This is a genomic window from Leptospira licerasiae serovar Varillal str. VAR 010 (assembly GCF_000244755.1).
In the GTDB taxonomy this organism is placed as follows: Bacteria; Spirochaetota; Leptospiria; order Leptospirales; family Leptospiraceae; genus Leptospira_B; species Leptospira_B licerasiae.
Genome location: NZ_AHOO02000005.1, coordinates 568,256 through 581,594 on the forward strand (window position 1 = coordinate 568,256; position 13,339 = coordinate 581,594).

At 41.0% G+C, this 13,339-nt stretch carries 11 protein-coding genes and 1 tRNA gene; 9 read left to right on the top strand and 3 right to left on the bottom strand.

Going from position 1 to position 13,339, the window contains the following annotated elements; translation table 11 throughout:
* Positions 1-31 precede the first annotated feature (31 nt).
* Both LEP1GSC185_RS03185 and LEP1GSC185_RS03190 read right to left on the bottom strand, forming a co-directional pair.
* Positions 32-1,645, bottom strand: coding sequence for a long-chain fatty acid--CoA ligase (locus LEP1GSC185_RS03185; RefSeq protein WP_008596200.1), 1,614 nt, complete (start codon positions 1,643-1,645; stop codon positions 32-34).
* A 213-nt stretch (positions 1,646-1,858) separates the two neighbouring features.
* On the bottom strand, positions 1,859-2,575 hold the full coding sequence (locus tag LEP1GSC185_RS03190) for a hypothetical protein (protein WP_010514943.1): 717 nt from the start codon (positions 2,573-2,575) through the stop codon (positions 1,859-1,861).
* Between the two features lie 123 nt (positions 2,576-2,698).
* On the opposite strand from LEP1GSC185_RS03190, the gene LEP1GSC185_RS03195 reads away from it, so the two are divergent.
* The 5 genes from LEP1GSC185_RS03195 (at position 2,699) to LEP1GSC185_RS03215 (ending at position 9,500) form a co-directional block, all read left to right on the top strand.
* The gene (locus LEP1GSC185_RS03195) at positions 2,699-2,965 is read left to right on the top strand and encodes a metal-sensitive transcriptional regulator (protein ID WP_008590863.1); all 267 of its coding nucleotides are present in this window, start codon (positions 2,699-2,701) and stop codon (positions 2,963-2,965) included.
* 145 nt (positions 2,966-3,110) lie between these two features.
* Positions 3,111-3,341, top strand: coding sequence for a YgaP family membrane protein (locus tag LEP1GSC185_RS03200; protein ID WP_008590805.1), 231 nt, complete (start codon positions 3,111-3,113; stop codon positions 3,339-3,341).
* Positions 3,342-3,346: 5 nt separating this feature from the next.
* Positions 3,347-4,774, top strand: coding sequence for a TolC family protein (locus tag LEP1GSC185_RS03205; RefSeq protein WP_008590354.1), 1,428 nt, complete (start codon positions 3,347-3,349; stop codon positions 4,772-4,774).
* The gene (locus LEP1GSC185_RS03210) at positions 4,764-7,913 is read left to right on the top strand and encodes an efflux RND transporter permease subunit (RefSeq protein ID WP_008590956.1); all 3,150 of its coding nucleotides are present in this window, start codon (positions 4,764-4,766) and stop codon (positions 7,911-7,913) included. The genes LEP1GSC185_RS03205 and LEP1GSC185_RS03210 overlap by 11 nt, the downstream gene beginning before the upstream one ends.
* 129 nt (positions 7,914-8,042) lie before the next feature.
* Entirely contained in the window at positions 8,043-9,500 is a 1,458-nt protein-coding gene (locus LEP1GSC185_RS03215; protein ID WP_008589543.1) for an NAD(P)/FAD-dependent oxidoreductase, read from the top strand.
* A 379-nt stretch (positions 9,501-9,879) separates the two neighbouring features.
* Here LEP1GSC185_RS03215 and LEP1GSC185_RS03225 read toward each other — a convergent pair.
* Positions 9,880-9,961: transfer RNA gene (locus LEP1GSC185_RS03225), tRNA-Leu, on the bottom strand.
* A 115-nt stretch (positions 9,962-10,076) separates the two neighbouring features.
* Between LEP1GSC185_RS03225 and hisB the strand changes: the two genes are divergently transcribed.
* The 4 genes from hisB to LEP1GSC185_RS03245 all read left to right on the top strand — a co-directional run bounded on the left by hisB (position 10,077) and on the right by LEP1GSC185_RS03245 (position 13,331).
* Positions 10,077-10,658 carry an imidazoleglycerol-phosphate dehydratase HisB gene (hisB, locus tag LEP1GSC185_RS03230; protein ID WP_008591488.1) on the top strand — a complete coding sequence of 194 codons (582 nt, stop codon included), beginning with the start codon at positions 10,077-10,079 and terminating at the stop codon, positions 10,656-10,658.
* Positions 10,655-11,287, top strand: coding sequence for an imidazole glycerol phosphate synthase subunit HisH (hisH, locus tag LEP1GSC185_RS03235; RefSeq protein WP_008590094.1), 633 nt, complete (start codon positions 10,655-10,657; stop codon positions 11,285-11,287). The genes hisB and hisH overlap by 4 nt, the downstream gene beginning before the upstream one ends.
* Complete coding sequence (gene hisA / locus LEP1GSC185_RS03240; protein ID WP_008596159.1) at positions 11,284-12,018, top strand: 1-(5-phosphoribosyl)-5-[(5-phosphoribosylamino)methylideneamino]imidazole-4-carboxamide isomerase; 735 nt, start codon at positions 11,284-11,286, stop codon at positions 12,016-12,018. Before hisH ends, hisA begins: the two co-directional genes overlap by 4 nt.
* Positions 12,019-12,113: 95 nt before the next feature.
* Positions 12,114-13,331, top strand: a complete 1,218-nt coding sequence (locus LEP1GSC185_RS03245; RefSeq protein ID WP_008591751.1) for a vitamin K epoxide reductase/DsbA family protein — start codon at positions 12,114-12,116, stop codon at positions 13,329-13,331.
* Positions 13,332-13,339: the final 8 nt, after the last annotated feature.

The window sequence follows — 13,339 nt, forward strand, 5'->3', positions numbered from 1 at the left end:
TCTCCTAAAATTGGATTAGAATACTAGAGGTCTATTCTTCTAATTCTTTTCTTAGAATTTTCTTATCGAACTTACCTACGCTGGTTTTCGGGATAGAAGAAACCGACCGAATATCATCTAGCTTTGGTAATTGCCAATGAGCAAAGTGATCTTTCAGTCTATCATGGATCTTCTTCGGATCCACTTCTTTACCTTCTAGAGGGACCACAAAGATAACTGGAGCCTCGTCTCTTACCGGATCTTTTCTTCCTACAACTGCTGCTTCTAAAATATCCGGATCAGCCATTACTAGATTTTCCATATCAACGGAGGAAATCCACTCTCCTCGGGTTTTGATCAGATCCTTTTTGCGATCAGTGATCTGCATGTAACCAAATTCATCTAGAACGACTACGTCCCCAGTACGGAACCAACCATCGGGGGTAAAAGATTCGGAGGATTCTCCACTTTTATAAGAAGCTGCAATCCAAGGTCCTCGTACTAAAAGTTCGCCAGGAGTTTTTCCATCTTTCGGAACATCTTTACCGTTATCATCGATCGCCCTAATCTCTACTCCAGGAACAGGCACTCCTTGTTTGGCCCTGTAGGAGTATCTCTTATTATCATCCCAATTACCCATAAAACCTCGAAGATGAGATACGGTTCCAACGGGAGAAGTTTCGGTCATTCCCCAGGCATGAAGAATAGAGATCCCAAAATCTTTTTCAAAACCTTCGATCAGGCCTCGTGGTGCAGCAGAGCCTCCTACAACCATTGTGTGAAGTTTCAGATTATATTTGGTCTTCTTTAAGTGTTGGTAGAGAACATTCCAAACTGTGGGAACTCCTGCGGTAATAGTAACTTCTTCCGATTCCAATAATTCCGCCAGCGCTGCCCCTAAAAGATGTTTCCCAGGAAATACTAACTTACATCCGGTCATTACGGATGCGAAAGGAATTCCCCAAGAATTTACATGGAACATCGGAACCACAGGAAGAACAGTTTCAGATTCTTTAATGCACAATGCATCCCCCATGCAGATTGACATCGAATGTAGAAAAGTGGACCTATGAGAATACACTACTCCTTTCGGATTTCCGGTTGTTCCGGAAGTATAACAAATTCCTGCCGCTTCGAACTCGTCTATAGGATCGAAATTTTCAACCTCATCTCCTGTTTTCAAAAAATCTTCGTACGAAATCGAATTAGGAAGTTTCGGAAAAGGAACATCTTCTTTATCATCTATTATGATAAATTTTGACACACCTTGTATTTGACTTATGTTCTTTTCAATCGCTGGGGCTAAAGATTTATCCACAAAGATAAATTTATCCTTAGCTTCATTGATAATGTATATGAGTTGTTCTGGAAATAATCTGATATTGATCGTATGAAGAACTGCTCGAATACTTGGGATTGCAAAATACAATTCCAAGTGAACGGAATGATTTAGACAGAAAGTGGCGATAGCGTCTCCCGGCTTTACGCCCGCTTTTCGTAAGGCGCTCATCAGACGGATCGTTCTTTTGTAAAATTCTCCGTAAGTCAGTCTTTGGATGGAATTATCATGCCATTTGGTTACGATTTCTTTATGAGGGTGAACCTCTTTCGCTCTTTTTAAAATGGAAGGCAGAACCAATGGATAATCCATCATCGTAGAACGCATATACTTCTCCGCTTAAAATGTCGGGCTAAGATTATTGCACTGTATCTGATACGGTCAAGAAGAAACGGAAGTATTCAAAATTGTTTTATATCGAAACGAAATATTGAATGAAAATATGGCTATTGGATAATCAGACGCATAGTGAAAGCGATGCCGGAGTTTCCACATCGGATTTTAAAACAAAATTGAACTAAACGAAGTTAGTCGGAAGAATTACTTACAGTACCCTGCCAATGTAAATCCTAACTCATATGCCGTGAAAATTTGAATATTAGCTGCCCAGGCAAGCTTAGGGTCTGCATCGATCAAACCTGAAGTAGCGATTGTGATCGGTTCCAATATTTTTTGAGTGAATTCGCAAGGAGAAATAGGCAGTCCTTGATCACCTTTCAAATATTTTCCAAGGGAGAAGAATAGAAAGTTCCTAATAATTTGAGACTTGCCTTGCACTACGTTTGCGAATTTCAGATAAGATTCCAAATTTGTTTCTAATTCTTGTCTCGCTTTTAGATCCAAGGGGTTCTTTTTTAGCTTAGCCGAAGTTGACAGAAATTTTCTCTCTAAGTCAATACGAAGTCTCTCCGCACAGAAGAATTCAGTTCCTTCTTTCGCATGTAAGGTCTCGTATTTGATCCTATAATATTCTAGTTTTCCATCTCTATTAAGCTGAAGATGTCTTCCTTCTCCTGCTTCCGGAACATATACGATTTGTCCGGTTAAGTAGGTTTCCCGAATGTTATGCTCGGCTATTTTGTACAAAGTATCCAACATAATTTGCTCGTTTTCACTAGATGCCGATTTTTCGGAAGAGAGGAACTGCAGACATGCTTTGTTAGTATCCGGGTGCTCAGAATATGCCTGTTGCATTCTCTGGGCCGAACCAACGCAAGATATGAATAGAATAGAACAAAGACAAACAACCTTTTTCATTTAGATAGAAAATCCGGGATTGGAATGGGTAATCTATTCTTTTTTTCGTTCAGACTGATATCGATCGGCTGGAGGTTTTAGTATAATTCTTGACAACTATACATACCATACAGGGTATACGTTATGGAACTAGATGAAATAAGAAAACAACTTACTCATAGACTGCATAGGATCAAAGGCCAGCTGGATGCACTTGAAAAGAGCCTACATGATAAGGATGAAGATTGCGAAAAAACCTTAATTCTACTCAAAGCTTCCAGCCAAGCGCTTAAAAAATTCGGAGAAGCCTATGTTCAGGAGTACATGGATAGATGTTTTTCGGAAAAGAAATCCTCTGTTTCTATCCAAAAAAATCTGAAAAAAGCGATCAAAGCTGCATTTTCTCTCTAACTCTCACCTTTTAATCAATTTTTCAACCTTTTGCGTCTGAAACCGATTTCGGGCGCTCATATTTATTTTATCACAGGATTTTTTGTTGACTAGTTGCATACCCCCATGGGTATGTGGATATTATATACCTAGGGGGGTATATAATATGGAGAATACAAACACTCAAAGCTGGTATTTGGAGAGGGTCTTATTCCTGATTGCGGGATCGGTCTCTTTGATAGGTTTAATTATCGCGAACTTTTTCAGCCCATGGGGACTTCTTCTGAATCTCTTAGTTGGGATCAATATGATCCTCTTTTCCGTGACAGGATTTTGTCCGATGGGTTTCGTTCTTACTCGATTGGGCGTCCCCAAAAAATGCGGATCTGACAGGTAAATCCAATGAGAGTCAAATCCGTTCTATCGCTTATACTGGGAGGGGTATTGTTCACGATACCTCTTCCGAGCAAGGCCTCCGATCCTAATATGGATTTTTTCTCGGTCTGGGAAAAGGTGGCGGGAAATTCTCCTTCTTTACAAACGAAAAGTTTGGAGATAGAAGCAGCGAAATCCGCAAGCGCTAGAGCGGGTTTGCATTGGTTCCCTAAATTATATACGGATGTTCGAACATACCAAACGAACGATCCTATCTTGAATTTTACGGGTAAACTAGGCCAGAGATCTGCAACACAGTCCGATTTTTCCACTGCAAGCAATCGATCTAATCTTTCTAATTTTTTAGATTCGAATAATCAGCTTTATCAAAATATAAATCCGAATTCGGCAAATATATTTGCGAAAGATACCTTAAATCATCCGGGCAGCAACACATATTCTAGGGGAACTTTGGGTATGGAGTTTTCCGTTTATGAAGGCGGATCGGGAAAGGCTTTCAAAGAAATTAAAGATAAAGAACTTCAATCTTACATTCTCGAATCAGAGTATTTTAGAAAAACTTTATATATACAAACCGCTGTCGCCTTTCATTCTTCTTTAGTTTTCTCCGACGGAGTTAAGGAAAGGGAAAAAATACTTCGTCAATTGGACTTCTTTGTAAACTCGTATAGGCTTGACAGCGTCGGAAATCCAATCGGACATTCCGGCTCTCTTGCCTTAAGGTCCGTTCAACTAAGAGTTTCTTCCGAAATAAAGGAAAAGGAACTATATCGAAAAGAATCCTTGGAATCGATCAGAATTTTGTCGGGAGGAGCAGTGGAAAATTTACGACCTTCTGAAACTTCTTCTTCACGTTTTTATGAAGAGGTTTTACCTCTGCCGTCGTCCGAATCAGAGAGACGCACCGCGATTTCCAAAATTCTGGAATCTTATTCAAACATATCCAAACAAAAGGTTGCTATGGAAAATTCAAAGTTTCTGCCTAAGGTAGGTGTTTATGCGGAAGCATATGGCTATAACGGAGATAGGAATTTTGCAAATTCTTACAACGCGGGAGTTTTTTTACAGATGAATCTTCTGAATCCTACGGATTTGGGTTCCAAAAAGGAAGCGATGATCCAAGCGGATGTAGCGGAAACAAAAGCAAAGGAAGCTAGATTAAAGGAAAATTCGGATTTTAAGATCCTATTAGAAAAAGAGAGGGTATTGTCCGAAAATCGAAAAGATTCGGAACAGTCTTACCGGATACAATACGAACAACTTCTTCTTTCCCAAACATTATTCAAGAGGGGAAATATTCCCGCTTCTAGTTTGGCGGAAAGTTTTTCCAGAACTTCCGACGCTTTGTCTCGGAAAGAGTTTATGGATTTAGAATATTTAAGAACGAGAGCTCAGCTCATCCTTTATTCGGAGGAAAACGACGATGGGAAATAATAAACAAGAACAACCGGAAGGTTTTGCGGGAATACTCGCAGGAAAATTTATCCGCTCTAAGCTAACTCCGATCTTCGCGGTAGTAAGCATTTTTGCAGGAATACTTTCCGTATATTTAACTCCAAAGGAGGAAGAACCTCAGATTTCCGTTCCTATGGTGGATATTTCCTTTTCTTCTCCTCAATATTCAGCAAAGGAAATGGAAAGAAAAATTACAGAGCCGGTGGAGCGATCCGTATGGGGATTGGAAGGAGTAGAATATGTTTATTCTGCAACTAGAGACCACCAGTCCATGATCACAGTCCGCTTTAAGGTGGGAGAACCGTTAGAACCTTCGCTAGTTAAGATACATCATAAGATCCTAGAGATCAGAAACCAACTTCCTCCGAATACTTCCGATCCATCAGTAAATTCTTATACGATTGATGATGTTCCTTTCTTAGCTCTCACATTTAGTTCTAATGTTACGGATGATTATTCTCTTCGCAGTTTGATTTCTCCTTTGGCAAGAGAACTTTCTTCTACTCCTGATCTTTCTAAAGTGGAATTATTGGGAGGAAGAAAAAAATCCGTCCGCATAATCGCAAATCCGCAAAAGATGAAAGAGTTCGGTGTGGATTTTATCCAATTGGCGGAAAGTTTACAGGCTAATTCTTCCGATTTCCCGGCAGGTAAAAACTGGGGAACTAAAAGTGTATATGATATTGAGATAGGTTCTTCTATCAGAAACTCGGACGACCTAAGAAAGATCCCTATCAAACAAAGTTGGGGAAGAGTTGTTAAGCTGGGAGATATAGCGCAAGTATACGAAGGGCCTCAGGAAAGGACCAAACAATCCTATTTTTTTCAAAAGGAAAATCCTGAAGTCGGAGAGAATGCTGTCACTATCGTATTTTCCAAAAGAAAAGGAACTAACGTAGAGGAATTGTCGAAAATTATCCGAGAACGTGCCGACGAATTTCGAAAAGACCTTCCGAGCGGAATAAAACTGAGTGTGATTCGGGACTACGGTAAAACGGCAGGAGTAAAGTCGAATGAACTGATTGAACACCTTCTGATCGCGACTATTTCGGTTTCCGTTTTGATTGCTTTATGGATGGGAATCCGAGCTTCTTTTGTGGTTTTCGTAGCGATCCCGGTCACATTAGCTCTTACATTAGCAATTTATTATTTTCTGGATTATTCTTTAAATCGTGTAACCTTGTTCGCGCTTATTTTTTCGATAGGGATACTTGTAGACGATGCCATAGTTGTGGTTGAGAATATAGAAAGGCATCTTGCTTTCCCTGGGAATAAAGGGAAGATCAGATCCATTTTGGATGCAGTTTCGGAAGTAGGAAATCCTACTATCCTGGCTACCTTCACGGTAATTGCCGCAATATTGCCAATGGCATTCGTGCGAGGTTTAATGGGACCATACATGAAGCCGATACCTGTCGGAGCTAGCCTTGCGATGCTTCTTTCCCTTTTTGTGGCGTTCTCAGTCATTCCTTGGATCAGTTTAAAAATATTAAAAGAACATACTGCTACTAATGGCGGACAGAAAATTTCACGGTTAGATGCAATCTATCTCAAAATTGCAGGCTGGTTATTGGAATCTAGATCGAATCTGATAAAGATGGTCTCTTTGATACTAGCGTTGTTTGCTGTTTCAATTTCCTTGGTAGCGTTCAAGGCGGTGAAGGTGAAGATGTTACCTTTCGACGATAAGGACGAATTCCAAATCACATTGGATTTTGATCCAAGAACTCCTCTATCCAAAACTGTAGAATTAAGTAAAGAACTTGCAAAATCAATTTTGAAGGAAGAGAATGTGGAGAAGGTCCAGATTTTTGCGGGAGAGCCCGCACCCTTCTCCTTTTCCGGAATGGTAAAACATACATTCTTACGAAGAGAAGAGTGGAAATCGGATCTTCATATCGTTTTAAAAGATAAAGACTCCAGAAAGAAAAAGAGTCATGAGATCATAGAATCCATTCGTCCAGTTTTAGAAAAATATAATAAAGAGAATTCTGTACTTAGCAAGATATTGGAAATTCCGCCGGGCCCGCCGGTACTTTCGACCCTAGTAGTGGAAATATACGGGCCGACTGAAAAAGAAAGAATTCGAGTTGCTCAAGAGATCCATTCGATAGCAGCAGCTCAAGAAGGGGTAGTAGATCTAGATTCTAGTCTTTCTGAGATCAGACCTAAAATCAGATATCCTTTCAAATTCGATAAAGGAGGACTTGTAGGAATTCCATCTTATGCGATGGCAAAAAACGCTGAATTGTTCTTTGCAGAAACTCCTGTATTCATTCTATCCGAGTCAGAACATCCGGAAGACATTTCCGTGGATCTGTCAGTTCCGAACGAATTTAGAGCTTCGTCTTCTCCGTTTTCAAGTTGGGACCTTTCTTCTCAATTTTCAGGATCTGTTTCTCCAAAAAATTTAGTGGGAGAAGGAGAAAGAATTTCTTCGAAAGTGCTTCATCGCAAAAATCTAAAACCTTTGGAATACGTTACAGCGGAGTTTTCAGGAAAAGAAGAAGCCCCCGTCTATGGAATTCTCTCTTTGACCCCTAAAATTAAATATCCGATTTATACTTCCGAGGTGCCTTGGAACACAAAACATCCGGTAATAAAATGGGATGGAGAATGGTTCATAACGTATGAAGTCTTTCGCGACTTGGGTGGAGCTTTTGCCGTTGTGATGATATTGATCTATGTTTTGGTTCTAGGCTGGTTCCAAGATTATAAACTCCCTATCATCATTATGGCTCCGATCCCGATCTCTCTTATCGGAATTATCCCAGGACATTTGGTTTCCGGAGCTTACTTTACCGCGACATCTATGATCGGATTTATTGCTGGAGCCGGAATCATAGTTCGAAACTCAATCATCTTGGTCGATTTTATTCAAGCTGAGATTGAAGCGGGCAAAGATCTGAAAAGAGCAGTCTTGGATGCGGGAGTAGTTCGCTTTCGTCCGATGTTTTTGACCGCAGCGGCAGTGATTGTCGGATCTTCCGTTATGTTATTCGATCCAATTTTCCAAGGCTTGGCAGTGTCTTTGATTTTTGGAGAGATCGCGGCGACCGTGTTGAGCAGGTTCGTCGTTCCCGCTTTCTATTTCTGGTTTTCGGGGAGAAAAGCGTAAAACAATTCTAAATCCGGGCCGTTTCATTCGATGCGGCCTGACAATTGTCGCTACTCAAAAATCCGACTAAATATCTTTTTTTGTTTGGATCTTTTCTTTTTAGCGTATAATACCCATAGGGGTATATGTATGAAAACTGTGATCTTAGGTGGCGGAATTTCAGGCCATACGGCCGCGACACTTCTTAAGAAGTATGTAAAGAGAAAACACGAAGTCGTAGTTGTTACACCGAACTCACAATGGAATTGGATTCCTTCTAATATTTGGGTCGGCGTCGGCTCGATGAGACCTTCTCAAGTTACTTTCGCCTTAAAGCCAGTGTATGACAAGTTAGGAATTCGTTATGTGCAAGCGAAAGCTATTAGTATTCATCCTGAAGGAGACCTCGAAGGAAATAAATCTTATGTAACTGTCGAATACGTCTCCGGAGAGCAACAGGGAAAGAAGGAAACCATAGAATACGATTTTTGTGTGAATGCAACCGGACCTAAGTTGAACTTTGATGCGACTCCCGGTTTAAACCCTCAGCTTGGCAATAGTTTGTCAGTTTGTACATATTCACATGCGGAGGAAGCTAGTAAAAAATTTGAAGAAACAATTCGAAGGATGAAGTCCGGAGAAACGCTTAACTTTGTGATCGGAACTGGACACGGAACTTGCACATGCCAAGGAGCAGCATTCGAATATCTATTTAATGTAGATTATGAATTACGTAAGGCAGGAGTTCGAGACCGAGCCCGCTTACTATGGATCTCCAATGAATACGAATTGGGTGATTTTGGAATGGGGGGGATGCATTTGGAACAAGGCGGCTATGTTACGAGCAGTAAAATTTTCGCAGAATCCCTATTTGCCGAAAGAGATATCCAATGGAAAACCAGAGCTCATGTTACCAAACTAGAAAACGGATTGATCCATTTCGTAACTCTTGATGGAGAATCTGGATATGTTCACAGCGATTTTACGATGTTGATCCCACCTTTTTCGGGAGTAGGATTGAAAGCATATTCCAAATCCAGTCAGGATATCACCGATACCTTATTTGCTCCGAACGGGATGATGAGGGTGGATGCGAACTACCAAGTGAAACCTTTCGAACAATGGAAACCTCAAGATTGGCCTAAAACTTATCAGTCACCTTCGTTCCCAAATTTATTCGCAATTGGTATAGCTTTCGCACCACCCCATTCGATCTCAAAAATAATGAAAACCGAAGAAGGAGTGCAAATTTCTCCTACACCTCCTCGTACGGGAATGCCCTCCGCAACTATGGGACGAGCTGTGGCTAGAAGTATTGCCGACATGATTCTGTACGGAAAATCTATACCAAGCCACACTGCTTCGATGGCGGAGATGGGAGCAGCTTGTGTTGCTTCCGCTGGAAAAGACTTATTCAACGGAACTGCTGCCTCCATGACCGTATATCCTGTGGTACCGGATTATGAGAAGTATCCGAAATTCGGGCGATCCTTAAAATATACCACGGGGGAGATCGGATTGGCAGGGCATTGGATTAAGTTGTTACTGCACTATTTGTTCCTTTATAAGGCAAAAGCTAAACCCGGATGGTGGGCGATTCCGGAATGAAAGGGAGGAAGAAAATGAGAGAAGAGAAAGAATGGGTCCCGCTGGAAAATGCGCAACTAAGAGATGCATATACCCAAGGAGACTTTACCTCAGTGCCTGGAAAAACCTTACTAAGATTACGTACATGCATTCCGTGGCAGATCTGGCGATTTTTTTGGATTAACTTGCGTATGACTTTGATGATCTTAAAATCTCATCACTGACTCGCCGTTGCGCAATCTCACATCCTGTTCGATTGGGCTCCACGGCGTCTTTCTCGCGTCTTCGTCCATCCATGGACTCAGATCGCGTTTGCTTACGTTCCCTATGGGTCACTGCAAACGCTCTCGCTCGAAAGCTTCGAGTCCCTTGGACACCATTTTGATACGAGTGAATTTTTTGCCGAAGAAGGGACTCGAACCCCCACGGTGTTACCCGCTGGTACCTGAAACCAGTGCGTCTACCAATTCCGCCACTTCGGCTAGTGGTTGGAGGGATTCTATCCCTTGGGATAATTTTGGTCTTGGGGACTTTCCGTCAGCTTATTTTTGGAATTCATTGACACGATAATTAATAGGAAAGTAGGGTCAGGATAGAATGAAAGAAGAACGTAAAACTTCGGAGACGGACATTAAGCTCTCCCTGAATATTCGGGGGAAAGGAAATTATAAATTCGATACTCAAATTCCGTTCTTCGAGCATATGCTTTCTCATGTTTCTAAACACGGTCTTCTGGACATCGATCTTTGGTTGCGAGGCGACATAGAAATCGATTGCCACCACAGTGTCGAGGACACTGCAATTCTTCTCGGCGCCACTCTTCATAAGCAGTTGGGAGATAAAGCGGGGATCAGAAGATACGGCCATTACACTCTTCCAATGGACGAGGTTCTTACCACAGTCGCAGTCGATCTAGGCGGTAGATATTATTATAAATATACCGGTCCTGAACTTGTAGGTAAGTTTGGAATTTACGATGCAGAGCTGTCGTTGGAATTCTTACAGAAGTTCGCTTTGAATGCAAAGATGAATCTACACGTTCATGTTCACTATGGAGAAAATCGTCATCATATTCATGAATCCATTTTTAAGGCTTTCGGTAAGGCTTTGAGAATGGCGATTGAGATCGATCCTGCTGCAGGCGGTGCAATCCCTTCTACCAAAGGTGTTTTGGAATGATCGCTGTTCTCGATTATGGAATGGGGAATATTCACTCCTGTTTAAAAGCGATCTCACTCTTTACTAAAGATTTTTCTTATACTAAGGAACCCTCCGTTTTGAAACAAGCGGATGCGATCATTCTTCCCGGTGACGGGCATTTCGATAAGGCAATGAAAAATCTGAATGAATCAGGTTTGAGAACCTTTGTGGATGAACATGTAAAGGCAGGAAAACCTTTGTTCGGGATCTGTATAGGTTTTCAAATTCTGTTCGAAGATTCCGATGAAGTCATTTCAGAAAATAAGAACGCGACCGTTTCCGGACTAGGATACATCAAAGGTAAGATCCGAAAGTTTAAGGGAAAAAATTACAAGGTCCCTCATATCGGCTGGAATAAATTATATAAAAGAAATCCTTCTAAAAGTAATTTATTGAAAAATTTAGAAGACGAATCATTCGCATATTTTATACACTCCTACCGTCCCGTTGGAGTGGAGAGTTCCGCAATCACCGGCTTCTGTGATTATTATGGCGAGAAGTTTCCTGCAGTAGTTGAAAAAGGAAACGTTTTCGGAACGCAGTTCCATCCCGAAAAATCCTACACCTTCGGTCTAAAGATTTTGGAGAACTTTATTCAATCCTTATGATTTTAATTCCGGCCATTGATTTGTTGGATAATTGCGCTGTCAGATTATTCAAAGGTAAATACGACGAAAAAACGATCTACTCCACCGAACCTTGGAAACTTGCAGAAGGTTTCGAAAGAAATGGAGCTACTCTCTTGCATCTTGTCGATTTGAACGGCGCAAGAAACCAGATCGGGATCAACACGGAATCTATTTCAAAAATTCGTAAATCTTCCAATCTAAAGATCCAACTCGGCGGAGGGATCCGTGATAAAGAAAAGTTGGAATATTATGATTCCATCGGTATAGATCGTTTTATCCTAGGAACGGCCGCGGTAAATAATCCGGAACTTTTGGACTTCGCTTTAAAAAAGTACGGAGAAGACAGGATCGTTGTGGCGGTAGATGCTAGAGACGGTATAGTCAAAATTGCAGGCTGGGAAGTAGACTCCGGTGTGAAGTATTTGGACCTTCTGGAAAAAATGCAACAAGCAGGGATCCGTAATATTATTTTTACGGATATTGCCCAAGACGGAACTTTGGCGGGTCCAAACCTTAACGCATATAAGGAAATTTTGAGCAGATATAATTTTCAAGTAATCGCATCCGGTGGTATCTCTTCTCTAAAAGATATCATGGCTTTATCCGCATTGGGGACTTCCGTTCCGATGTATGGAGTGATTACAGGAAAAGCTTTATACGAAGGTAAGATAGATCTGGCCGAGGCTATTACTAGTCTGGGATCCGATTAATTTTTAATTCTTCTTTATAAGTACATATCCCCATATTTTTTCTTTCCTTATGCCTTCCAGGTACGTATAAAGGTATTTTGTAATCGGAGTCCCGAATGAAAAAACTGTCCCCTAGCTCTATTCTTGCCGTAATTTCCGGTATCGCGGCATTTATCTCGTTTTTATTGATCCGAAAATATTTCGGCGGAGAAACTGCGGACGGACTTGCACAATCTCTTTGCGATGCAGTCAGCGAATCAGGCTCTTGCTCCAAGGTATCCGAAAGCAGCATCTCTGCGATCCGGGACGTTCCTTGGTTGGGAGACCTTCCAATCGCACTATTCGGATTTGCATTTTACGGATTTGTTACATATCTTTTTGTTCGCTCCGAAAAGAGTCCTGAAAACAAAGAAGGATATCTTTTACTTTCTTTTTACATTTTGCTTGTTGCATTAGTGATCGATCTTGGGCTCTTCTCCGCTTCCGTATTTTATATAGATGCGATTTGCGGACTTTGCGCGGTTACTTGGATCTCTACTTTGATCTTGGTTATAGGGACCTTCTTCCAAATTAAGGACTATAAAGACAAATCCTTGAAAAAGGCATTCGGCATCCTCCAAATCGAAGGTTTAAATACTTATATAGTAATTTTGTTGTTCCTTGCGGCAGGCCAGATCGGAGGAAAATCTTTCCACGATTCTTTGGTAGATGGAGAACATACAGGTGTAGCCCAGATACAGAAACAACTGGCCGATTACGAAAAAGCTCCTGTAGTTTCCATTGATCTACAAGGTTCTTCTATACAAGGAGATCCAAACGCTCCTATCACGATTGTAAAATTTGCAGACTTCAATTGTGGTCACTGTATGGATACTTCTCATATCTTAAAAAGAGTTTTGAGAGATTATCCGGGACTAGTAAAGATTGTTTATAAAAATTTCCCATTGGATGCGAATTGTAACCGATTAGTACAATCTCCTCGTCCTGATGCGAGTTCTTGTGTAGCGGCTTCTGCTGCGATTTGTGCGGATAAACAAAATAAATTTCCTGCAATTTACGAAGGACTTTATAGAAATACTGAAAATCGAATCGCTCATTCTCCCGCTTCCGTGTTGAGTTTAGCTCAACAAGAAGGATTGGATATGAATCAGTTCCGCGCTTGTTTGTCTTCTCCTGCTGTCCGTAATCAGATCAATAAAGAAGTGGATGATGCGGCTAAAGTGGAGATCCATAGCACTCCTAGTTTATTTATTAATAATAAACCGATCCAAAGTGGAACCCCAAAAGAAGCTTTCTTAAGAGCTTTAATTGAAAGTTTAATTAAGAAGGTCTGAGGTTTTAA